The 23560-nt window shown below is 46.2% G+C and carries 27 protein-coding genes; all 27 read left to right on the forward strand.

Annotated elements, in window-relative coordinates; all coding sequences use genetic code 11:
* Window positions 1-150: 150 nt before the first annotated feature.
* The gene (locus tag I2H87_RS06440; protein ID WP_195609559.1) at window positions 151-4104 is read left to right on the forward strand and encodes an EAL domain-containing protein; all 3954 of its coding nucleotides are present in this window, start codon (window positions 151-153) and stop codon (window positions 4102-4104) included.
* Window positions 4101-4595: a response regulator gene (locus I2H87_RS06445; protein WP_147623656.1), complete on the forward strand. Its 495-nt coding sequence runs from the start codon at window positions 4101-4103 to the stop codon at window positions 4593-4595. The genes I2H87_RS06440 and I2H87_RS06445 overlap by 4 nt, the downstream gene beginning before the upstream one ends.
* 24 nt (window positions 4596-4619) lie before the next feature.
* Window positions 4620-4790, forward strand: coding sequence for a hypothetical protein (locus I2H87_RS06450; RefSeq protein ID WP_009266749.1), 171 nt, complete (start codon window positions 4620-4622; stop codon window positions 4788-4790).
* A gap of 65 nt (window positions 4791-4855) precedes the next feature.
* Window positions 4856-5593, forward strand: coding sequence for a lytic transglycosylase domain-containing protein (locus I2H87_RS06455; RefSeq protein ID WP_195609560.1), 738 nt, complete (start codon window positions 4856-4858; stop codon window positions 5591-5593).
* Window positions 5594-5649: 56 nt separating this feature from the next.
* On the forward strand, window positions 5650-6024 hold the full coding sequence (gene flgB / locus I2H87_RS06460) for a flagellar basal body rod protein FlgB (RefSeq protein ID WP_195609561.1): 375 nt from the start codon (window positions 5650-5652) through the stop codon (window positions 6022-6024).
* Window positions 6025-6035: 11 nt separating this feature from the next.
* Complete coding sequence (locus I2H87_RS06465; RefSeq protein WP_009266746.1) at window positions 6036-6356, forward strand: flagellar hook-basal body complex protein FliE; 321 nt, start codon at window positions 6036-6038, stop codon at window positions 6354-6356.
* Window positions 6357-6435: 79 nt separating this feature from the next.
* The gene (gene fliF / locus I2H87_RS06470) at window positions 6436-8046 is read left to right on the forward strand and encodes a flagellar basal-body MS-ring/collar protein FliF (RefSeq protein ID WP_195609562.1); all 1611 of its coding nucleotides are present in this window, start codon (window positions 6436-6438) and stop codon (window positions 8044-8046) included.
* Complete coding sequence (fliG, locus tag I2H87_RS06475; protein ID WP_009266744.1) at window positions 8033-9040, forward strand: flagellar motor switch protein FliG; 1008 nt, start codon at window positions 8033-8035, stop codon at window positions 9038-9040. The genes fliF and fliG overlap by 14 nt, the downstream gene beginning before the upstream one ends.
* On the forward strand, window positions 9024-9788 hold the full coding sequence (locus I2H87_RS06480; RefSeq protein WP_009266743.1) for a FliH/SctL family protein: 765 nt from the start codon (window positions 9024-9026) through the stop codon (window positions 9786-9788). The genes fliG and I2H87_RS06480 overlap by 17 nt, the downstream gene beginning before the upstream one ends.
* A gap of 15 nt (window positions 9789-9803) precedes the next feature.
* A complete protein-coding gene (fliI, locus tag I2H87_RS06485; RefSeq protein WP_138375861.1) occupies window positions 9804-11105 on the forward strand; it encodes a flagellar protein export ATPase FliI in 1302 nt (433 codons plus the stop codon).
* Between the two features lie 18 nt (window positions 11106-11123).
* Window positions 11124-11576, forward strand: a complete 453-nt coding sequence (gene fliJ, locus I2H87_RS06490) for a flagellar export protein FliJ (protein ID WP_195609563.1) — start codon at window positions 11124-11126, stop codon at window positions 11574-11576.
* 63 nt (window positions 11577-11639) lie between these two features.
* The gene (locus I2H87_RS06495; RefSeq protein WP_195609564.1) at window positions 11640-12791 is read left to right on the forward strand and encodes a flagellar hook-length control protein FliK; all 1152 of its coding nucleotides are present in this window, start codon (window positions 11640-11642) and stop codon (window positions 12789-12791) included.
* Window positions 12792-12806: 15 nt separating this feature from the next.
* The gene (locus tag I2H87_RS06500) at window positions 12807-13358 is read left to right on the forward strand and encodes a flagellar hook capping FlgD N-terminal domain-containing protein (RefSeq protein WP_195609565.1); all 552 of its coding nucleotides are present in this window, start codon (window positions 12807-12809) and stop codon (window positions 13356-13358) included.
* Between the two features lie 28 nt (window positions 13359-13386).
* Window positions 13387-13761, forward strand: coding sequence for a TIGR02530 family flagellar biosynthesis protein (locus I2H87_RS06505; RefSeq protein ID WP_009266738.1), 375 nt, complete (start codon window positions 13387-13389; stop codon window positions 13759-13761).
* 83 nt (window positions 13762-13844) lie between these two features.
* Complete coding sequence (locus I2H87_RS06510; RefSeq protein ID WP_195609566.1) at window positions 13845-15158, forward strand: flagellar hook-basal body complex protein; 1314 nt, start codon at window positions 13845-13847, stop codon at window positions 15156-15158.
* 91 nt (window positions 15159-15249) lie between these two features.
* On the forward strand, window positions 15250-15444 hold the full coding sequence (locus tag I2H87_RS06515) for a flagellar FlbD family protein (protein ID WP_009266736.1): 195 nt from the start codon (window positions 15250-15252) through the stop codon (window positions 15442-15444).
* A gap of 29 nt (window positions 15445-15473) precedes the next feature.
* Window positions 15474-16313, forward strand: coding sequence for a motility protein A (locus I2H87_RS06520; RefSeq protein ID WP_009266735.1), 840 nt, complete (start codon window positions 15474-15476; stop codon window positions 16311-16313).
* A 14-nt stretch (window positions 16314-16327) separates the two neighbouring features.
* The gene (locus I2H87_RS06525) at window positions 16328-17092 is read left to right on the forward strand and encodes an OmpA/MotB family protein (protein ID WP_009266734.1); all 765 of its coding nucleotides are present in this window, start codon (window positions 16328-16330) and stop codon (window positions 17090-17092) included.
* Window positions 17093-17110: 18 nt separating this feature from the next.
* The gene (locus I2H87_RS06530) at window positions 17111-18124 is read left to right on the forward strand and encodes a flagellar motor switch protein FliM (RefSeq protein WP_009266733.1); all 1014 of its coding nucleotides are present in this window, start codon (window positions 17111-17113) and stop codon (window positions 18122-18124) included.
* 76 nt (window positions 18125-18200) lie between these two features.
* Window positions 18201-18560 (forward strand): response regulator, encoded by a 360-nt coding sequence (locus I2H87_RS06535; protein WP_054703330.1) that lies wholly within the window; start codon window positions 18201-18203, stop codon window positions 18558-18560.
* A 20-nt stretch (window positions 18561-18580) separates the two neighbouring features.
* Complete coding sequence (gene flgC / locus I2H87_RS06540) at window positions 18581-19024, forward strand: flagellar basal body rod protein FlgC (protein ID WP_054703331.1); 444 nt, start codon at window positions 18581-18583, stop codon at window positions 19022-19024.
* Window positions 19025-19051: 27 nt separating this feature from the next.
* Window positions 19052-20365 carry a flagellar motor switch protein FliN gene (gene fliN / locus I2H87_RS06545; protein WP_054703332.1) on the forward strand — a complete coding sequence of 438 codons (1314 nt, stop codon included), beginning with the start codon at window positions 19052-19054 and terminating at the stop codon, window positions 20363-20365.
* 11 nt (window positions 20366-20376) lie between these two features.
* On the forward strand, window positions 20377-20733 hold the full coding sequence (fliO, locus tag I2H87_RS06550; RefSeq protein WP_009266729.1) for a flagellar biosynthetic protein FliO: 357 nt from the start codon (window positions 20377-20379) through the stop codon (window positions 20731-20733).
* On the forward strand, window positions 20726-21388 hold the full coding sequence (gene fliP / locus I2H87_RS06555; RefSeq protein WP_009266728.1) for a flagellar type III secretion system pore protein FliP: 663 nt from the start codon (window positions 20726-20728) through the stop codon (window positions 21386-21388). The genes fliO and fliP overlap by 8 nt, the downstream gene beginning before the upstream one ends.
* A 17-nt stretch (window positions 21389-21405) precedes the next feature.
* The gene (fliQ, locus tag I2H87_RS06560; protein ID WP_009266727.1) at window positions 21406-21666 is read left to right on the forward strand and encodes a flagellar biosynthesis protein FliQ; all 261 of its coding nucleotides are present in this window, start codon (window positions 21406-21408) and stop codon (window positions 21664-21666) included.
* A 22-nt stretch (window positions 21667-21688) separates the two neighbouring features.
* Entirely contained in the window at window positions 21689-22456 is a 768-nt protein-coding gene (fliR, locus tag I2H87_RS06565; RefSeq protein ID WP_009266726.1) for a flagellar biosynthetic protein FliR, read from the forward strand.
* Window positions 22457-22492: 36 nt separating this feature from the next.
* Window positions 22493-23557, forward strand: coding sequence for a flagellar biosynthesis protein FlhB (flhB, locus tag I2H87_RS06570; RefSeq protein WP_009266725.1), 1065 nt, complete (start codon window positions 22493-22495; stop codon window positions 23555-23557).
* Window positions 23558-23560: the final 3 nt, after the last annotated feature.

A 23560-nucleotide genomic window follows, 5' to 3' on the forward strand; every position in this document is an offset into this window, starting at 1 on the left:
GGTGGAAAGTGGAACGGAGTTCCGTTTTTCCGCTTTTTTTATTTAAAGTTGGGTGGAATCTGGCTGTTGGTTGTGCTATCATAAATACAATAGTTGAGATTGTGGAAAAGCGGGTGGAGGATACAAATGAAGCGAGAAGAGAGGAATGAGATGATAGATCATCGAGGAAATGAGATTGAGCAATGTCTGAAGACGATAGAATTTCTGAGTGAAAGTACAGAGGACTATTTATTTTTATGGGACTTCCAGACGGGAAATCTCCATTTTTCAAATCCGGTCTACGAGAAATACAATCTGCCGAAACGGGAAGAGTACGTTTATCAGATTCAGGACTTAGAGAGGTGCGTGTATGCCAGAGACGTTGCCGCCGTGAAGAAAATGCTGCGGCAGGCAGAGCGCGGCGACATAGTCTCCTGCAATATTGAGTGCCGGCTTTTGAATAATCATGGAGAAAAAGTATGGATCAGTTGTCGGGGAAAGAGCAGGTGCAGCGACACAGGAAAACCGGAGCTTATGCTGGGGCGGATCTCGGATTCTGTGATGAGCCGGAAAGTAGATACGCTGACCGGGCTTCTGAATATGACCTGTCTGTTTGACGACCTGGAGAAAGAACTTCAAAGTGAGAAAAAAGGCTTCCTGATGCTTCTTGGAATCGACGATTTTAAAAATATCAATATCAAACGAGGAAGAGGATACGGGAATTACATTTTGAAGATCGTGACAGAGATCATGGAAGAAGTGGTCGATCTGTCATTGAGTATTTACCGGGTGGACGGCGACCGGTACGCGATCAATATGGAGGGACGTACAAAAGGGATGGTGCAGACGACGTATCTGCTGATCCAGGAAAAAGTATTGCCGTATTGTACGATGTCTGCCGGGGTGGTTCCCTATGGGGAAGAGATCATTGACGGCAGCGGCGTATTATATCAGTACGCAGAAAACGCGCTGGACCGGGCCAAGAAGAGGGGAAAGAACAATCTTGTGTTTTTCTCAGCCGATGATTATGAGAAGAATCTGAACCGGATTGATTTGCAGGAAGAATTGAGGGAAAGCGTGCGGAACGGATTTTCCGGATTTCATCTTTGTTATCAGCTGCAGGTGTCGGGGACGGACTACCATGTGCGCGGAGCGGAAGCGCTTCTCCGATATGAATCGCCGAGCAGGGGAAGAATCAGCCCGGAAGAATTTATCCCGCTTTTGGAGCAGACGGAACTGATCGACCCGGTTGGCGACTGGGTTCTGGCGACAGCCCTGCATCAGTGCAAATGTTGGCGGAAATGGGTTCCGGATTTTCATATCAGCGTCAATATTTCTTACATCCAGTTAAGGAATGAGATGATTACACAAAAAGTGTTGGACGCGTTGAAGAAAGCAGAACTTTCGGGGGAAAGTCTTACCTTGGAAGTGACGGAGAGTATGCAGCTTCAGGAATATCAATATTTCAATCAGATTTTTTACTCGTGGAGAAGATGTGGAATCCAGATTGCAATTGATGACTTCGGAACCGGATATTCCAGTTTGGGATATTTGAAAAGCATGGAAATCAACGAAGTAAAGATCGATCGTTGCTTTGTCAGCAGATTACAGCACAGTGTGTATAATTGCCGGTTGATCAGCAATATGATCGAACTGTCTCATAGTGAGCAGCTTCGTGTTTGCTGTGAGGGCGTGGAAACCGAAGAGGAACTGGCGGTTCTGCGGACGCTGCACCCGGATCTGCTGCAGGGATATTTGTTTTCAAAACCATACGAAGCAGAAACATTTGCCAGATATTACATCAGGGGAGACAGTGAAGAACACAGTCAATGGGAAGCATACAGAAAAAGACTGTATCAACTTTCCGGCGGAGAAAAAACGCAGGAGATGCCGGAACGGGCATGTGAACAGGGCAATATTATAGAAGAAATGGACGAGATTGTGTTTGTCTGCGATCAGGATAGTTATGAGCTGTACTATATGAATACGGCGGGGCAGCTTCTGACAGGCGTTCACGATTATAAAGGGAGAAAGTGCTATAAAGTATTTCAGGGGAGAAACGATCCCTGTGAGTCTTGCAAAAATCACAAATTAAATGCAGAGCGTTTTCTTGTGTGGGAAAAAGAGAATACGTTTTTGAACCGTCATTTTCTGCTGAAAGATAAATTGATCCCATGGAATGGAAAAATGGCACATATGGAGATCGCGATCGATGTGACGGAAAAAGAACATGTCAGCAAAAGTATTCAGGAAAAACTGGACTTTGAGCAGAATATTGTGGAATGTACAAGAATGCTTGTGGAAGAGCCGGATACGGAACTTGCGATCCGGAAAGTTTTGCGGTCGATCGGCGCGTTTTATCAGGCAGATCGTTCGTATATATTTGAACGGGCGGCGCCAGGCGATTTTTGGATCAATACTCATGAGTGGTGTGAGAAAGGCGTGACGTCACAGCAGGACGAACTTCAAAATGTTCCGGGCAGCACGATACAGCGATGGGTCGAAGCGTTTCAAAAAGGGGAATCGGTTGTGATCCGTAATTTGGAACATATAAAAAAGAGCGCACTGGAAGAATGGGAAATCCTGCATACACAGGGGATCCGGCGGCTGGTTGTTGCGCCGATCCGAAAAGCGCAGCGTGTGATCGGATTCCTTGGGGTAGATAATCCGAAACGCCATCATGGCGATGCGGCGCAGCTTCATACGATGTCCTGTTTCCTGACAGAGCGTCTGCACGACACTGCGGCAGGAAAACTGGTGCCGGAGATCGCGTGTGAAGAAGTGCTGGGAACGACGAACCTTGGACTTTGGAAAATCATCCTGAACCGAAAGAACCGGACGGCAAAGATGTATGGGGACCGGACGATGAAACGGATCATGGGCGTGAACGAAGAACAGATTCCGGAGGAAATGTACCAATACTGGAACAGCAGGATTGGTGAGCAGTATCGTTCTTATGTGGCGAAGTCTGTGGAGCGGATCGTGACATCCGGAGGACCGGCGCAACTGGAATATACATGGGTGCATCCGGAATTAGGGGAGTGTGTGGTACAATGTCTTGGTGTCCGAATGGGAGAAATCGGAGATAAGGTCTGCCTGACCGGATATCATCGTCTTGTCAGTGAGATGGAATTGCTGCAGTTTTCGACGGAATCAAAAGCAGAGGAAAAGAGGGCGCTTCAGGAGAATAAGTGGAATTTCCGGGAAAAATATATATGGAAAAGTGTATTTTACTATGCAATGCTTTCGGAAACGGTTGCGTTCGCAGAGGTAGAACTGGATAGCGGTGAACTTCGGACTGCCGGAGGACTGTGGAAGAGCTATATGGGGGAATGCAGGGAGAACAAGGAAAAATTTGCAGCGCTGCTGGAGCGGAAAGCCGAGGAAGAGGTGCATCCGGAAGATATGGAAAGCGTCCAGAGATTTGTACAGGAAGAAATGTGTAGTTCCAGACATGCCAATGGAATTTTGACGAAAAAGTTGTGTTTCCGCAGATGTGCGGACGATGCGTATCAATGGATGAAACTGACGATGCATATTTTCCGCGAACGATATACGGACCGGGTATATGCGCTGTTGTATCTGAAAAATATCGATTCGGAGAAAAGAAAAGAGCTGGTGCTTCAGAAAGCGGCAAATCTGGATCCGTTGACAGGGGTTTATAACCGAGTTACATTTGAAAGAGAAGTAGAACGGTATATACTTCGGGATAATACGGTGGACGGAGGAGCGCTTGTGATTTTGGATCTGGATGACTTTAAGGGGATCAATGACCGCTATGGACATGCAAAAGGAGACGAGGCGTTAAAAACGTTGACCGGAGTTTTGAAAATGACATTCCGTCACGGAGATCTGATCGGACGGCTTGGCGGGGACGAATTTCTTGTGTTCATCAAAAATGTAGAGGTGCGTGAAATACTCAACCGCAGGATGAACGAGTTATTTGCCGTGATCCACAGTGCGTCGGAGATTCCGCTTCGGTGTAGCGTGGGGATTACATTTGTCTCTAAAAGCAGATTTTCTTATGAAAGGAGTCTGGAGGAAGCCGATCAGGCTTTATATGAAAGTAAAAGATTGGGAAAAGACCGGTATTGTTATTATCGGGACATTAAGAAAGGAGAATGAGAAAGGTGGCAGGTTTAAGTGAAACAAACGGATTTGGAAAGAAGCGGATTATGATCGTGGATCACAATGAGGAAGAGCAGAAAACAGTGAAAAAGATGCTTGGGGAAGAATATGAAGTTTTGGTTGCGGAAACAGGTTTACAGGCATTGGGATATATGCAGGATAAGGAGATTCCGCATTTGATCTTGCTTGATTTACTGATTCCGGAGACGCATGGAATGGATGCGTTAAAAACATTAAAGAGTACGCCGCGGCTGCGGCAGATCCCGGTTATTTTTCTGGCTAACATGGATGACATGAATTTGAGAGTCGAAGGACTTGGTAATGGTGGGGATGATTTTATTCAGAAACCTATTCACGAAGAACTGATGAAATTGAAGATCAGACGACAGCTTTATATTGCACAGCTGGAACAGGAAAACCGGATTTTACAGTTGAAATTACAGTCACTTCGTAATCGGATCGACCGGGTCTTTGACGAGGTATTTTAAATAGGAAAATGAGCGGGTACCAAAATGGTATCTGCTTTTTCTTTTGGAATTAGGCAAAATGAACAAAAGAAAGAAGCTGACAAAGCGGCAGAAGTAGAAAAAGCAGAATTTTTCTGCGAAATCAATACAAAAAACAGCGAAAAAATATTGGAGTTGGACTGGACATTAAAGGGAAGAGTGTTTATAATAGAATAAAATATTGTAAAAATATGTAGAATCATGTAAATAAAGACTGGATTTTAGCGGAGAGGGAGATTGTGATGGATTATATACTGCAGAATATGCAGTACAGATATATGGAAAATGTCATACAACAGATCAATCGCGGCGCAGTGCAGAATGTGACGACGCCGTCCCTGTCCGGGACTGGATTTGCACACATTTTTCAACAGACGCAGATGGCGGAAAGCGGGATCAGCGCAGGAGATTTGGATGCGATTTTTGAAGAGGCTTCCCGGACGTACGGCGTTCCGGCAGATTTGCTGAAAGCGGTCGGAAAGATGGAATCGAATTTTGACCCTTATGCACAGTCGGGAGCGGGGGCGCAGGGCGTCATGCAGCTTATGCCGGCGACGGCGCAAAGTCTCGGCGTGACGGATCCGTTTGATGCGCGCAGCAATATCATGGGCGGCGCAAAGTATCTGTCAGATCTGCTTGCCAGATATGATGGAAATGTGGATCTGGCGCTTGCGGCATATAATGCGGGAAGCGGTAATGTGGAAAAGTACGGTGGAGTTCCGCCGTTCCAGGAGACACAGAACTATATCAGCAGAGTGAAAGAATATATGGGTGATGCAGGGAATCTGTTGACCGGCGGATCCGGCAGCGTACGGAATGTGAGTGGGAAGACAGGAGTGAATCTCTGTCCGCTCTGCGGAGAGGGAAAGCAGGTTACGGATACATCGGGAGAGATGCTGACGCTCCTTTCGGAACTTTTTAAGGTTCAGATCCAGCGTCAGATGATCTCGTCAGATGATTTTACGGGCACATTTGTTTGATAAAAGCAGGACTTCGCAGAAAAATCGGTCAATGAAAAGGAAAGGGGAGCGACCGGATGTTTGGCAATACGATCTCAATGATGGAAAAATCCATGGACTATCTGTGGAAGAAGCAGGAAGTGACGGCAAATAACATTGCCAATGTAGATACACCGGGATACCGGAGGAAACGCGTTAATTTTGAAGAAACATTCAGAAGAAAACTGGAAGCAACCGCATTGACTGGGAAAAATGAGGATGTACGTCAGGCGATCCAAAGTTCAAAAAGCTATGTTGTGGAAGACGCGCACACAACGAGAGCAGATGGGAACGGCGTCAATGCCGATGTGGAATATACGGAACTTACAAGAACAGCACTGCAGTATCAGTATTTGACACAGTCGTTGAGCGGCGATATCGTCAGATACCGGTCAGCGATCAAAGGACAGTAGGGGAGGTCTCTATGGACGAATTATTTATACAGCCAATCCAGGTAAAAACGATGGAGAGCGGCATCGAAAGTATCTCGGCAAATGGCGGACAAGTCAGCGGTAAGGGCGGCGCGGAAACATTCAAAAGCGTTTTCCGGGAAGCGATCGACAACGTGACAAGTACAGAAAATGACCTGGTAAATAAACAGTATCTTTTAGCTACGGGACAACTGGAAGATGCACACTCTGTGATGGTGGCGTCTTCACAGGCACAGCTCGCAGTGGACATGTTGGTGTCGCTGCGGAACAAAGCAATGGAATCTTATAATGAGTTAATGCGTATCAGCCTGTAAAAAATACAAGGCTGATATTCTTGCGTAATGAAACGTAAAAAATATGTTAAGAAAATGTTAAAAGGAAACTTTTGAGCTTATGAAAGAGAAACTGGAACAGATAAAAGAATTTGTGGGAAAGTTAAGCAGCAAGACGAAAAAGCTGATCATAGCGGGAGCGGCGTTGCTGTTGATCGCTGCGGTCGCCGTTGCATTTATTCTGAATAACCAGCCGTATGAGGTGTTGTTTTCCGGATTGGGAACGGAAGAAGCACAGCAGATCGTTGGAAAGCTGCAGGAAAGCGGCATTGATTTTAAATATCAGGGAGAATCTACGATCTTAGTGAAAAAGGATGTCCTGGATGTGACGAAAGCACAGCTCGTACAGGAGGGGTATCCAAAGAGCGGGTTTACATACGATACATTTATCAATAACGCGGGTATGATGACGACGGATTCCGACAAGCGGACGTACAAATTATATGAACTGCAGGACCGGATCAGTTCTACGATCCGGTTGTTTGAGAATGTCAAAGATGCGAAAGTAACGATCGCGTTAGGTGAAGAGAGTAAATATGCTTTGGATGACGAGGCAAAGCAGGATTCCAGCGCGACCGCAGTCGTGACGATGAAAGACGGCGGATCGCCGACAGAAGATCAGGCGGCGGCGATCCAGCGTCTGGTCGCGAAAAGTGTGCCGGGAATGGAACTGGATCAGGTTGCGGTATTTGACGGAAATGGAAATGACGTTTCCGTTTCCGAAGAGTCGTCAAGCATGAACGGATCTGACGCGGAAGAGATCGCGGCAGTGATTGAAAACCAGATCGAAGAAAAAGTGCATGATGTGCTCGGACCGGTTTACGGTAATCAGAACGTAAGGATTTCCGCAAGAGCAAAGGTCGATATGCAGCGGCTGATCACGGAGAGTACAACGTACAATACACCGGAAAAAATCGATCAGAATGATAAAAGCGGAATCGTCAGTCATGAAGAAAGTATGACGGAGAACACGAAGAACGGGCAGGGAACCGCAGGTGGAGAGGTTGGTACCGAAACCAACGCGGACAATACCGAGTACGCTGCCGGCGGAGGCGGCAACAGCAGCGCAAGTTCTGAAAGCGAAAGTGTTTCCAAAGATTATCTGGTCAATCAGATCAAAGAACAGGGGCAGATCGATCCGGGAGTCCTTACAGATCTGACAGTAGCGGTTGCAATTAATGGAGAGGGATATGGTGAATTGACGGAGAAGCAGATCCGGGATCTGGTAGGAAATGCAGCCGGAATCGCGGCGGAAGACAGAGAGGGAAAGATCTCTCTGGTAAGCGCACCGTTCTATAAGGCAAATACAGAGGAGGCGTCGGCAAAGGCGAATGCCATGGATACGAAGACCCTCCTGATTCTTGCGGGAATCGCAGCGGCTGTACTGCTGATATTGATCATTATCATTCTGATCGTTGCAAAACGGCGCAAAAAGAAGAGAATGTTGGAAGAACAGGAACTTCTTGCGGCAGAGACGGAAGTAATGCCGGATCTGTATGCGGATAGCGACGAGGATATTGAAAGACTGAGTAAAGAGATGCAGGAACTTCGGAACGACCGAGGAATGGAATTGAAGAAACAGGTACGCGAGTTTGCGGATCAGAATCCTGAGATTTCTGCCCAGTTGTTAAAATCATGGCTTAACGGAGGAGAGGATCATGGAGAACAATAGTTTAACGCCGGAACAAAAAGCCGCGGCGGTTATTGTCTCTTTGGGAGCGGAAAAGGCATCGAAAGTTTACAAGCATCTGAGTGAAAGCGAAATTGAAAAGCTGACGATTGAAGTCGCGAAGCTGGGACATGTACCTCCTGAGCAGACCGAAGACGTGCTGGATGAATTTTATAAGACGTGTCTTACACAGAAAGTTGTGACCGACGGCGGAATGGAATATGCGCGGAGCGTGCTGGAAAAAGCGTTTGGAGAGGCAACGACGCAGGCATTGCTGGAAAAATTGTCGAAATCCTTAAAAATGCGGCCGTTTGAATTTATCCGAAAAAGTAGTGTGAAGAATCTGTTTTCTTTCTTACAGCATGAACGTCCGCAGACGATCGCACTGGTGCTTTCCTATGCGGATGCAGATCAGGCGGCGACCGTGATCAGCGAACTGCCCAAAGAGAAGCGGATCAAAGTGGTCGAGTGTGTGGCAAAGATGGAGAGCGCTTCTCCGGATGCGATCAAGATCGTGGAATCCACGTTGAAGAAACGGTTTGAAAACATTCTTACCACAGATTACACAACCATTGGCGGTATCGATTATATTGCAGACGTTATGAATCATATGGATCGTGGAAATGAGAAGTTCATCTTTGATGAATTAGGGAAAGACAACAGTGAACTGGCAGATACGATCCGCAAGAAGATGTTCGTATTCGAAGATATTGTATCGATGGACAACCGTTCGATCCAGCGGTTTATCCGTGAATGTGACGTTAAGGATATCGTATACGCATTGAAAGGCTCAGACGAGAAGATCAAAGAACTTATTTTTGCCAACGTCTCTACGCGTATGGCGGAAAGTATCCAGTCAGATCTTGAGATCACAGTCAATGTACGGCTTCGCGATGTAGAAGAGGCACAGCAGAGAATCGTAGCTGTGATCAGACGTCTGGAGGAAGCCGGAGAGGTGATCATTGTGAAGAGCGGAAAGGATGAGATCATTGCCTAGTAGGAATATCGTAAAAGACGCCGAAGAGCGGGATGTGCAGTCGTATGATTTTTTTGCGGGCTTTTTATTAAAAAAGGAAGAAGAAGTTCCGGAAGAAGAACGTATTCTGGAGGAGCCGGAAGCGGAAGAGATAGAATATGAGACTTTAAAGGAAGAGATTCTGGAAGAGGCAAGAGAACAGGCGAGACATATCGTGCAGGAGGCAAGACAGCAGGCAGAACTTCTCCGCGAGGAAGCCTTTGAAGAGGGAAAAAAGGCGGGGGAACAGGAGGGGATCCGCTCCGCATATGAAGAACATCGGAAGATGCTGAATAAGGAACTGCGTTCTTTCCAGCAGAATTTTGCAGATGTGATCCGGGACGTGAGTATCCAGAAAGACAAAATTCTGGAAAAGAATATTGACGATCTGAAGCAGATCTCCATCTCCATTGCGGAAAAAGTGATCCATACGAGCATACGTTCCAGTGAGGAGATCATCAAAAGGATGATCCTGGCAGCCACAGAAAAGCTGAAAAAGCGACAGTGGGCGAAGATCTACATTACGAAATGCAATACGGATGTGAATATGGAAGTGGATGCAGAATTTCTGGAATCTCTGTCCCATCTGTCCGATAATCTGAAGATCATCACGATGAATGATGGGGAAGAGGGAACCTGCATTGTGGAGCTACCGGACGAGGTGATCGATGCAAGTGTGGGAACACAGTTGGAGAATATCAAAGATATTTTGAATAATGTAAGAAGATAAGCGGAGTTGACAGCGATGTTTAAGAAATTCCCGGAACTGATCGAGAATGCAGAGACGATCAGTTATATCGGTAAAATTGAGAATATAGTAGGGATGTGTATGGAATCTTCCGGAAGCCGGGCAAGTATCGGAGATATCGCCATGATCTACAACGAAGAGACGCACAAACAGATCCCGGTGGAAGTGGTCGGGTTCAAAAACGACAAGATCCAGTTGATGGCGTATGACAATATCAGTGGTGTTTCCGTCGGAAGCTTTGTGAGAAATACCAAGCACAGACTAAAGATTCCGGTAGGCGAGTTCCTCCGGGGAAGAATTATCGACGCAACGGGGAAGCCGATCGATTCGCTTGGCGCGTTTGAGTCCAGCAGACATTATTATGTAGATAATACATATATCAATCCACTGGATCGTCCGCCGATCACCGATACGCTGGACTTCGGGGTGAAAGCGATCGACGGTCTGAATACGGTCGGAAAAGGACAACGTATCGGGATTTTCGCCGGAAGCGGCGTTGGAAAGAGCACGCTGCTTGGGATGATCGCAAAAAATGTAAAAGCGGATATCAATGTGATCGCCCTTGTGGGCGAGCGAGGCAGGGAGGTCCGGGAGTTTGTCGAGAAAGATCTCGGGGAAGAGGGGCTGAAGCGGAGCGTCCTTGTGGTTGCGACATCGGATCAGCCGGCGATGCTACGGATGAAATGCCCGTTGGTTGCGACAACGATCGCGGAATATTTTAAAGATCAGGGCAAAGACGTTCTTCTTATGATGGATTCCCTCACCCGATTTGCGATGGCGCAAAGGGAGATCGGACTTGCGATCGGAGAGCCGCCGGTTGCAAGAGGATATACCCCCTCGATTTATGCGGAATTTCCGAAATTGCTTGAGCGAAGCGGAAATTTCAAGGAGGGATCGATCACAGGCGTTTATACGGTTCTGGTAGAGGGAGACGATACCAACGAACCGGTTGCCGACACCGTGCGCGGTATTTTGGATGGACATATCGTGTTGAGCAGAAAGCTGGCGAATGAGAATCATTTTCCGGCGATCGATGTGAATGCGAGTATTTCGCGTCTGATGTCGAACATTGTGGATGAAGAGCATAAGGCGGCGGCATCCGCGCTGCGGGATATCTTGAGTATTTATGCGAAAAATGAAGATCTGATCTCGATCGGAGCCTATAAAGCGGGCTCGAATCCAAAGCTGGATTTTGCGATTTCCAAGATCGATCAGGTAAATGCATTTTTAATGCAGAAAGTGGACGAGCATTTTACAAAAGAAGAAATTTTGGAAATGATGAAGCAGATTTTAGCATAAAGAGGGTGTTGATAAGACATGAAAAAGTTTTTTTTCTCGTTAAATACAGTGTTGAATTATAAAGAACAGGTTTTGGAGAGTCTTCGCGGAGAACATGTGGCGGCGCTTTTGAAAGTCAGGGCATGTGAAAGAGAAATAGAAGATCTGGAAACTCAACACAAAGAGTGCATGGAAGAATTTGAATGTCAAAAAAAGACCGGAATCGCAATTTCTAAAATGAAAACTTATGAGGGATATTTAGAAAGTCTGGGTGTTCGAATTCTGAGAAAACAGGAGCATCTCGCAGACTTAAAAGAGGATGAGATAAAAAAACGTACCCGTATGATCGAGGCGAAGAAAGAATTTACTTCGATTCAGAAGCTGAAAGAAAAAAAACAGGAAGAGTACCGCAAGCAGGAACAGAAAGAAAACGAGACGTTAATTGAAGAATTTGTTTCATCCAGAACGGCAGTCGCCAAATTGAACGGGTAATCCTGCATACAGCAGATTACTATATAAAAACAAAAATAACAGGGAAAGGAGGGGAAAGGGAAAATGGAGGTTGTATCTTTTCAAAATGTGAATCATTTTGTCCCGAAACAGGCAGAGAAAGAGCAGAAGCAGTCCGCTGACAGAGAAAGCTTTCAAGATATCATGAAGAAAGCGCCGGAGCAGGCACAGACGGAAAAAGAGCAGGAAGACGTTTCCAAAAGCGAGAAGAAAGATCCGATCGTACAGAACGGGAATTTCGTACTGCAAAGCCAGTTATTGATCGTGCAGGCGCCGGTTCAGGAAGCTGTGCAGCAAGGGCAGGAAAATCCGATGACGGAAACTGTACCGGGAGAGTTGTCAGCAGGAACAGTACCAGAGAATGCAGAATGGACGGGATCTCAACAGGTCATGTCCGGTATCGAGACTGCGGAAAATGCGGGAATGCTTATCGACGATGCATCCCGGCAGGAGGCGCAACGACTTTCGGAAAAGACAGAGATCACACCGGAAACACTGCAGACGACAGACAACGGGCAGACCACATCAAAGACAACGGTTTCCGAGACTTCGCAGACGGAAAACCAGAGCGGGGATCCGTTCAAAGCGGATCGGAAAGAAGAGTTGGAAAAATCTTCGAATCTGGATCGGCTCACGGAAACGCAGCCGGGAGAAAAGCCGGAAGAAAGTAATGTGGCGACGATCGGAAGACAGGATGCTGCCGAACATACAAGCGGCGCTGCCAGAGAATCCGGAAAACGGGAACAGATTCAGGGATCGAGAGAGGTGCTTATGGTATCAAAGCCGGAAGAACTTCCGCAAGAGCTGACAAGACAGTTGTTAGTCAAAGCCTCGTCCGGCAGAAATGAATTTGAGATCCAGATCACGCCGAAACATCTTGGTGAGATCACCGTGCGGATCGCACAGGAAGACGGATGCAGTGTTGTGTCGATCATCTGCTCTGAGAAAAAAACGATGGAGCTGCTGGCACAGAGTGCAAAGGAAATCGGAAGTGTGATGGAACAGAATCTCGGAAAACCGACAGAGATCTATGTGGACGAGCAGAAGAGCGAGACGCTCTGGCAGGACGGACAGCAGGATCAGGATCATTCCGGACGAGAATCTGAGCAGTATCGGCAGAAAGAAGAACAGGAAAAAATGCAGAAAGCAGAAAATACCCGGTTTCTCCAGGAACTGAGACTGGGACTGATCGGATAGGAAAGGAGAGAAAATATGGCAGTCAGTAGCGTAATAGGAAACAGCAATGCATTCAACAATCAGTACGCGACACAGGGCGCAGCAGAGGCGAACAACAGCGAAATGTCCATGGATGATTTCTGGCAGCTTATGGCAGCGCAGCTTCAGTATCAGGATATGACAAATCCAATGAACAACAGCGAGATGATGAATCAGATGACACAGATGGCAACAATGAATGCAATGACACAGGTGTCCAATGCGATCGCCAATTTTGGTGTCGTTACGAACAACTTGTCACAGGTCACATTGACATCTTATTCTACGGGAATGATCGGAAGAGAAGTAACGGTAGCGACGGTGGATGAAAGCGGAGAAGTAAATGGCGAGAAAAAGGGCGTTGTCACGGGGGTTGACCTGACAGGCGGACAGTATGTGTATATTGACGGTGAGAAGTACAGCTTGTCGCAGATCATGAGTGTGGGGGACGTTCCGAAGAATGGGGAAACGACGCCGCCGGAAACAGAGAAGCCGGAGACGGAAAATCCGGAAACAGAAAAAACGGAGACAGACGGAGAGAAGTGCTGAGCGCCGCATACAGGCAGGGGGATAAAACATGAATCAGATCAATAAGCTTACAAATGTAAATGCATTGAAGCTCTCTCATGCGTCTGTGCAGACACAAAAGACAGATGAAAGCTTTTCCACATTGTTAAAAGAAGAGCTGGACCGCTCAGAGGGAGTCCGCTTTTCCAAACATGCGGCACAGAGAGTTGCGGAACGGGGGATCGAAGTTTCGGACCGGCTGATGTCGGATTTGAATCAGGCGGTAGAAAAGGCAAAAGCGAAAGGAGCCAGAGATGTTGTGATCATCGGAAAAGACGGCGCCTTTATCGTGAATGTTCCTCATAATCTGATCGTTACCACGATGAATGGTAACGAGATGAAAGAAAATATTTTTACAAACATAGACAGTGCTGTACTTTTATAGGCCGGACCATTATGGAGGTCTGATGTCTGTCCGAATGACAGGCACATGGGCAGCACAACGAAAGAAAAGGAGATAGAGAACAAATGGTCAGATCAATGATTGCAGGAGTTGCAGGATTAAAGACACATCAGTCCAAATTGGATGTTATTGGTAACAATATTGCAAATGTAAATACATGGGGATTCAAGTCTTCCAGTTTTAACTTCGCAGATTCCATGTATTCTACTTCGATCAACGGATCGGCAGGAAACGATCTTGCAGGAGGAGCCGGAGGAAGAAATGCTTCCCAGGTCGGATATGGAGTTACAACCGGATCGATCTCTACATCGTTTCAGGCAGGCGCTCCGGCGCCGTCCGCAAGTTCTCTCGATTGTATGATCGATGGAACCGGATTTTTCCTTGTAGGAAATATGATCAACGGAAGCTTTACCAACGTGGAAGAGTCCGGACTGAATCTTTCCAGAATCGGTTCGTTCTCTGTGGATGGAAATGGGTATCTGGTAGACTCCATGGGAAGTTATGTATATGGATATTCACTGGTTGACGGAACCGGAATCCCGGAGAAACCGGCGACGGCAAGCGAATGGACGATCAAAAATGCAAACGTGACGATCAATAAAAATGTAACGCCAAACACCATCTCGATCGGCGGTGTGCAGGTGCAGACAACGAAGACCGATTTTAAAGGACAGGTGCAGGACTGGATCGCACAGGTGACAAAGAAAGGTGGAGAATTTGAGGGATTTACGATCAATCTGGAGAACTACAATGACGGCGTAAATCCGCCGACAGTCAACCTGACGATCGAATCCAACCAGAAAGGCGTTGTGCAAAACGGAACCGGCGACCCGGGAGATCCGGATAAGATTACGAATGCATGGGGAAATGGTAATAATACGACCGCACCGCAGGGTGGAACCGCGCAGGACAACTTCACACAAACCGTGATCGGCGCCAACCGTGTACCGGGCATCGCGGCAGAGTTCAGTGACGAACTTTCCACGATCCAGATCCCGACGGATCCGGATACCGGAATGGCATACAATATCCAGAGTTATACGATCAACGAAGACGGCTCTGTTGTCGGTGTGGACGAACAGGGACGCACCATTGCCATCGGACAGCTTGCTTTGATCACGGTAGAGAATCCAAACGGTTTGGAGAAAACAAGCGGTTACTACTATAATATCGGACCAAATGTGGGAACTATCGAACATATCAAAGCGAACGGCGGAGCAGCCGGAAAGATCCGGGGAAATTATCTGGAGATGGCGAATGTGGATCTGGCAAACGAATTCTCACAGATGATCACAACACAGCGTGGTTATCAGGCGAATTCAAAGATCATCACCGTTACAGACCAGATGCTCGAAGAACTTGTCAATATGAAACGATAAAAAAGAACGATCCGGAAGGAGCGGGTAAATCTCCCCCGCTCCCCAGATAAAAAAGCCGGATGATCGATAAGAGAAAAGGGGAAACAATACTATGATCATGCTTACAAAACTGAATGACGAGAAAATTATTTTAAATTGTGAACAGGTAGAGGCAGTGGAATTTATACCGGAAGCAAAAGTGATTATGATGAATGGAAAGTTCTATATCGTGAAAGAAAGCGGAGAAGAGATAATTGAGAAAACAATCGAGTACAACGGAAAAATCCGGAGTTACGTTAATAAATAGAAGAAACAAATCATAGGGGAGGCAGCAGCATGGATTTAACCAGTATTATAGGTGTGGTAATCGGTGTGGTCCTGATTGTCTTTGTGGGAATCGGACCTAAGGATCTGGGCAACTTTTGGGATCCCGCAAGTGTGGCGATCGTGCTGGGCGGTACGCTCGCATCTGTTGTGGCGAGTTACCCATTTAGCGTGTTGAAAGCCACAGCAAAACATATCAAGATTTTATTTCAGGGCAAACGCTACAATGTACAGGCGTTGATCGATACGCTGGTAGAAATGGCGCAGACTGCAAGAAAGAATGGTCTGCTCGCACTGGAAGAAAAGGCGAACGAACAGGATGATGCATTTTTCCGGCAGGGGATCATGATGATCGTGGATGCGACAGAACCGGAAGAGGTGCGCTCAATCATGGAAAACGAACTGGATATTATGGATCAGCGCCATGAAGAGTCCTTAGGGATTTATGAGAAAGCGGCGAATTATGCGCCGGCATTCGGTATGATCGGAACACTTGTCGGTCTGGTAAACATGCTGAATGGAATGGATATAGACGCGGGAGCGTCTTCTGATATCGGACCGGCTATGGCGACGGCATTGATCACAACTTTTTATGGATGTGTGCTGGCACATTTATTCCTTTCTCCGATCGCCAAAAAACTACGCGTGCGGAATGAAGAAGAGCTTTTGTATAAGCAGATCATGATCGAGGGACTTCTGGCGATCCAGTCGGGAGATAATCCGAAGTTTCTGAAAGAAAAACTTTTGACATATTTGAGCTACAATGACAGAAGCAAGCTTCAGGACGGCGAAGAGGGCGACGGCGAGAAGAAAGCAGCTAAAAAATCAGGCGGTAAAAGAAAAAAGAAATAGGGTGAGATAACAAGATGAGAAAGAGGCGTAAAAAAAAGCCGGAGAATGGATCAAATTGGATGGACACCTACGGAGATATGGTGACTCTATTGCTATGCTTTTTTGTGTTGCTGTATTCTATTTCTTCTGTGGATCAATCCAAGTGGATCAAGCTTGTAGAAAGTTTTAATCCGGATGCAAAAGAAGTCAGTCAGATTGTAACGGATACGGTAGCAGATGGAAATGACGAAGTTCCGGGCAATGCTGAGGCAACTGAGGAGGCTGTGTTCGACGAATTGTATGAACGGTTGAAGCTGGCGGTGGAAGACGCTGGGATCGAGACGGAAGTGGAATTGACCAAAGGCGATGGGTATACTTTTGTACGGTTCCGGGACACGATGTTTTTTGATGGGGACAGTGCGGTGATCCGTCCGGAGGGAAAAGTTATACTGGACAGGTTTGCGGAGGCGATCGCTCCGGCAAGCGATGTAATTCAGGAAATTCAGGTTTTGGGACATACGACGCAGGCGCTTCCCAATCAGCAGAACGATGTGGTGAGCGACCGCGTTCTTTCATCGGAGAGAGCGGCAAATGTCACAGGATATCTGCAGCAGAAAAATCTGGTTTCTCCGGATAAGCTTGTATCGGTCGGATATGGGCAGTTCAGACCGGTCGCACCGTTTGACACGGAAGAGAACCGGTCAAAGAACCGAAGAGTTGAGATCATCATTACGAAAAATAATTCCATACAGCGAAGTCTGGATGAGTATTATGCAGAAGTGGATGGAAAAAATGAGTAAAGGCAGGTGTTCATAAAGATGGCAGATGTGCTTTCACAAAGTCAGATTGATGCGCTGCTGCATTCTATGCAGAATGCAGATGTGGAAGAAAGCAAAGTTACACAGCCGCAACCTACGAAAACATATCGAAAATATGATTTTTACAGTCCCAAAAAATACACAAAAGATAAGTTGAAAATGCTGAAAAGCATTTATGATAACTATGCTCGGATCGCAACTTCGCAGATCAACGGCTTGTTCCGGGTGGCGAGCGAGGTGGAAGTGATCGGCGTAGAAGAGCAGAGATATTATGAATTCGGGAATGCACTGAATGAGACAGATGTGATCACTCTTGCGAAAGCAGAATTACAGGATCATTCGAAAAATCCTCCGATGGTGTTTCATATTTCTCCGATCCTGATGGGGTCGATGATCGACAGGTTGTTGGGCGGAACCGGAACAGATACGGAAGTAGACGGTTCCTATGTATATACAGATATTGAGATCGCTCTGTATGAGAGTGTGATCAAACATTTGATCGCAATCACAAAAGATGTGTGGTCTACTTATATCCACATGGATGTGGAATTTGGATGGGTAGAAGAAAATCCGAGTATGTTCCAGGGGATCAGTGTGGATGAGACAGTCGTGATCGTCATGCTGAGAATTTCACTGGGTGAGAATATCGAGGGAGCAATGAATATCTGCCTGCCGGGTACATTGTTGTTTAATATCTTTGATATTATAGAGAAGACCAAACATCTGGCAGATAAGGATAACAGCCACATGCAGCGAGATAACCGGGAAGAGATTCTTGAGAGTATCAAAGAGTCTGAGATGGAAGTCATGGCGCAGCTTGGCGTTGCGCGGCTGAATCTGGACGATATTTACAATCTTCATGTGGGCGATGTGATCGATTTGAACAAGCCGCAGGATTCCGCAGTATCGGTACATGTTGCCGGTCAGCCGTGGTTCAAAGGAAAACTTGGCGTATACAATAAGAACATCGCAGTAAAAATTGAAGAACGTGCAGAAGAAAAAAATGCAGGGTAGAAAAGAGATGACGGAGAAATATCAAAGATTCTCTGTACATATAAAAAGAAATATTTATGAAAAGAGGTAATGAAAAATGGCAAAAATTTTATTGGTAGACGATGCAGCTTTTATGAGAATGATGTTAAAGACAACGTTAGGACAGGCTGGTTATACAGACGTGATCGAGGCGGCAGACGGTGCGCAGGCAGTGGAAATGTATCAGGCGGAGAAACCGGATCTGGTATTTATGGATATTACGATGCCGAATAAAGACGGTTTGGAAGCACTGAAAGAGATCAAAGCATTAGATCCGGCGGCAACGGTTGTGATGTGCTCAGCAATGGGACAGGAAGCGATGGTTATGGATTCCATCAAGTCGGGAGCGAAAGACTTTATTGTAAAACCGTTCAAACCGGAACGTATTTTGTCAACGATCAAGAAAATTCTTGGATAATCAGGGAGTGAGGAAGAAAAATGTCTTTTTTGAATTCTTTTGATATTAGTGTTTCAGGATTGACTGCACAAAGGCAGAGGCTGGATACTGTCGCAGAAAATATAGCAAATGCACAGACGACGAGAACCGCGGACGGAGGTCCATACCGACGTAAGATCGTTTCTTTTGAGGAGAAACCGGCGAGTTCTTTTCAGGAGGAGTTCAATAGCCGTCTTCGGCGCTCCGGAATGGAAAAAGGCGGCGTGCGTGTTTCACAGATTACAGAAGATCAAAGAGATCTGATTCCGGTATATGATCCGGATCATCCGGACGCAAACGAAGAGGGTTATGTTATGATGCCGAATGTAGATCTTGTAAAAGAGACCGTAGACGGAATGGCTGCGACAAGATCGTACGAGGCGAATATTACAGCGTTTAATGCGATCAAAATGATGTCGCAGAAAGCGTTGGAGATCGGGAAATAAGTAATTGCATAGGAGGAAAAGGGCAGAATGGGATCCAATTGTTTTAGCGCATTGGAAATAGATGCCGTAGGCGAAATCCTGAATATCAGTTTGGGAGCTTCGGCAACTGCGGTTTCAACAATGCTGAATACCAGAGTAGATATTACCACTCCTGTTGTAAATGTTGTCCGCAAGGATGAGTTTAAAATGGACAGAGTGGAGCCGGCGATCGGAGTTGAGATTACTTATATATCTGGCTTGGAGGGAAGCAATGTCATGTTGTTAAAAAGACATGACGTGCGGGTGATCGTGGAAATGCTGATGGGCATTCCGATGACGGATGAAGAGTTTGAATTAAACGAGATGAATATCAGCGCGGTCTGTGAAGTGATGAACCAGATGATGGGGGCGTCTTCCACAGCGCTTTCCGAATTCCTTGGAAAAGTTGTAAATATTTCAACACCGATTTCCTTTGAAGTGGAAAATGAAAAAGCGTTCATCGATAAATATTTTTCCGACGACGATTACAGAGTCGTTGTAAAATTTGCACTGAAGATCGCAGACCAACTGGAAAGCGAATTCTTTAACGTAATGCCGATCAGTCTTGCAAAGAGCCTTGTGAAAGGATTTCTTCCGGACGATGTGATCGTCGATCCGGCAAATGTAAATGAGGAAACGAAAGACGTTCCGAATGAAGAAGCAGCGCCGTCTTCAGGAGGAAAGCAGACGCTCTCCCAGGAGGAAATCGAAAGTCTGTTAAATGCGGAGGGAAGTACACAGGCAATGTTTGAGCAGCCTGCAGAATCACAGCAGGATCAAATGAGCGCCGGTATGAACCAGCAGATGAACGCACAAATGAATCAGGATCCGCAAATGAATTTGAATCCGCAGACTATGGCGCAGCAGCCGATGATGTCGGGAATGGCAGATGCATCTATGATGCAGATGCAAATGCAGATGATGCAGCAGATGATGCAGCAAATGCAGCAGATGCAGCAACAGCAGGAGGAAAAACAAAAAGCGGCAGAACCAAAACTGATCAACGTGCAGCCGATGGTGCGACAGGATCTGAATCAGGACCGCGGCGTGGTTCTTCAGGAAGAACAGGAAGAAAATATGGAACTGATCATGGGGGTTCCGCTTGAAATCTCCGTGGAGATCGGAAGAACAAAGAAACTGGTGAAAGATATTCTGGACTTCACCAAAGGATCTTTGGTTGTTCTGGATAAACTGGCGGGAGAACAGGTCGATCTGTTCGTCAACGGACAATGTATCGCAAAAGGCGACGTTGTGGTTGTAGAAGATAATTTTGGAATTCGTATTACAGAGATCACGAAGATCAACCTGGCAACATTAGAATAGGAAGGACGATTATGGGGAGTGTGATTCTGACTTTTATAGCGGCTGTTTTTATCATTTATCTAAGCTATGTCGTCAGCAAATATGTAGGACGAGGAATGAATAAAAACGGCAATTCACATTATATGCGAGTGGTCGATCAGCTTATGGTCGGACAGGATCGATACGTTGCGGTTGTACAGGCAGGGGACAAATACTTGCTGATCGGGGTAACTTCTCAGCAGATCAGCCTTTTGCAGGAACTGGATCCGGAGGATTTGATCCCGCTTGCGCCAATTCAGGGAAACAGTACACCTAAAGCACAGGAATTCAGAGAGCTCCTGAACAAATTTGGTAAAATGACCCAAAAAGGGGGAAAAGAAGATGTATGATTCCTTAATTAATGTCAATGGCAATCAAGTCCCTACATTAGAAATCTTATTGCTTCTGACTATTGTGGCGCTGCTGCCGTCATTGATCATCATGATGACTTCTTTTTCCCGGACGGTCATTATCCTGTCATTTTTGCGAAATGCGCTTGGAATCCAACAGACTCCGCCCAATATGGTGTTGGTCGGGATTTCCTTGTTTTTGACATTGTTCATTATGGATCCGGTGATCAAGGAAATCAATACGGAAGCATATGAACCATATAAAAATCAGCAGATCACGCAGGAAGAGGCGTTGGAGCGGGCACAGGTCCCGCTGAAAGAATTCATGTTAAAGCAGACGGAGAAAAGCAGTCTGAATTTATATATGGATATGGCGGATGTGCAGCTGGCGGAGGACGAGAGCCCGGAAGACCTTTCCATGACGGTCATTGTCCCGGCGTTTATGACCAGCGAACTCAAGAGAGCGTTTGTGGCAGGATTCTTATTATTTATTCCGTTTCTTCTGATCGACATTATCGTCTCCAGTACGTTGATGTCGATGGGAATGATCATGCTTCCGCCCGCGATGATCTCGCTGCCGTTCAAATTACTTCTTTTTATTACTGTGGACGGCTGGAACTTACTGTTCTCGACAATTGTAAAAAGTTTTCGATGAAGGGAAGAGATTGTTAGATGACAAACGGGGAAGTATTAGACTTAATGTATGAAGTGTTTGTACTGGCAGTTCAGCTTGGAGGACCGGTTCTGGTCATCAGTATGCTCGTTGGCGTATTAATCTCCATTATACAGGCGGCAACCCAGATCCATGAACAGACGATCACGTTTGTTCCCAAGCTGCTTGTGATCGGGATCATTTTGGTGTTTACGGGCGGGAACATGCTGGAGACGCTTCAGGATTTTACAGTACGGATCTTTCAGATGATACAGGGATGACGATTGGAGCAAGGAGAGAGAAATGCTGTTCGATACTACTGCACAGATCACCCTGTTTTCACTGATATTAATGAGAATGTCAGGGTTTATATTATTGAATCCGATTTTAGGAAGAAGAAATATCCCGATGCAGGTAAAGGCTGGATTCATTTTTATTTTGACAGTTACGGTATATTCTTTTTCGACAGGTGATGCGTTTGATATTACAAATCCGCTGGAGTATGGACTGCTTCTATTTAAAGAGTTTGCGGCGGGGTATGCGATCGGATTTGTAACAGAATTATTTTTCTTTGTGATCACATTTGCAGGATATGTAATGGATTTTCAGATGGGAATGTCGATGTCAACGGTATATGATCCGCAGAGCAATGCGCAGGTGCCGATTACAGGCAGCCTTTTACAGGCGTTTTATGTATTGTTGTTCTTTGCGGTGGACGGACATCTGGCTTTGATGAAGATTTTGCTGACATCGGCGGAGATCGTGCCTTACGGCGGGATTCTTCTGACGCAGGGGCTTGCGTCCCGGATGGTCGAGTTGTTTTCCGAGTGCGTGGTACTCGGGATCAAGTTTGCATTTCCGGTTCTGGCGGCTGAATTTCTGGTAGAGATCGGAGTTGGGATCCTCAATAAGATCGTACCGCAGATCAATGTATTTGTGATTAATATTCAATTGAAAGTAATCGTAGGTTTGGGGTTACTTGTATTGTTGATCTCCCCGATCGGGGAATATCTCTCCAATCTTGTTACTGTGATGGTGAAAGCAATACAGGAAATCCTTACGTTTTTATAAAACAGAAATTCAGAAACGAAAGCGAAGTGAAGACAGATGGCAGACGATTCCAAAACTGAAAAAGCCACGCCCAAGAAGCGGCGCGATGAGCGGAAAGAGGGTCATGTCTTTTCGAGTAAAGATGTAATTGTCGTCGTGTCGCTTCTTGGGACGTTCTATGGGTTACAGATCTTGTTTCCGACTATATACAAGACGATCCGTGAGAATCTGCTCTATTATCTGAACAATGCGTTGTCGATTGAAGAGTTATCGATGGCGCAGTTGAGCGCTTTCGGGATAGACGCCATGCAAGTGCTGGCGATCTGCATTCTTCCACTTGGATTTATTTCGATCGCGCTGGCAGTTGTGGCAACGGGCGTTCAGACAAAATTTATTTTTACCGCAAAATCAGCGGCGTTCAAGTTGAGCAATCTGAGTATTATCAAGGGAATTAAAAACTTGTTTTCCCTGCGGAATTTGATAGAGCTTTTAAAGGGGATCCTGAAGATCACGATCCTGTGCGTCGTGTTGTATCAGGCTTTGGAAGCGGATATGCGGAATATCATGCGCATGATGGATATGGACATTCAGGTATCTTCGGTGTATACATTGCAGCTTGTGATGGATATGGTCGTGAAGATCGGGTTGATCTTCTGCGCGATCGCCGGTTTTGATTATTTTTATCAACGATGGGATTATGAGAAAAAGATCCGGATGTCCAAGCAGGAACTGAAAGAGGAGTTCAAGCAGACGGAGGGAAATCCTGAGATCAAAGGAAAAATCCGAAATCTGCAGAGAAGCCGGGCAAGGAACCGGATGATGCAGGCAGTTCCGGATGCGGATGTGATCATCCGTAACCCGACGCATTTTGCCGTCGCGCTAAAATATGATATCCATAAAAACAACGCGCCGATACTTGTCGCAAAAGGACAGGATCTGATCGCTTTAAAGATCGTGGAAATCGCAGAGAAAAACGGCGTTACCGTTATTGAGAACCGGCCGCTGGCGCGGGGAATCTATGCGACGACGCCGTTGGACGGTGAAATACCGGCGGAATATTATGGAGTTGTGGCAGAGATTCTGGTACAGGTTTTCCGAAAGAATAAAAAAAGTCTGGAGTAAAAG

The sequence above is a fragment of the Mediterraneibacter glycyrrhizinilyticus genome, assembly GCF_015560805.1.
GTDB lineage: Bacteria > Bacillota > Clostridia > Lachnospirales > Lachnospiraceae > Schaedlerella > Schaedlerella glycyrrhizinilytica_A.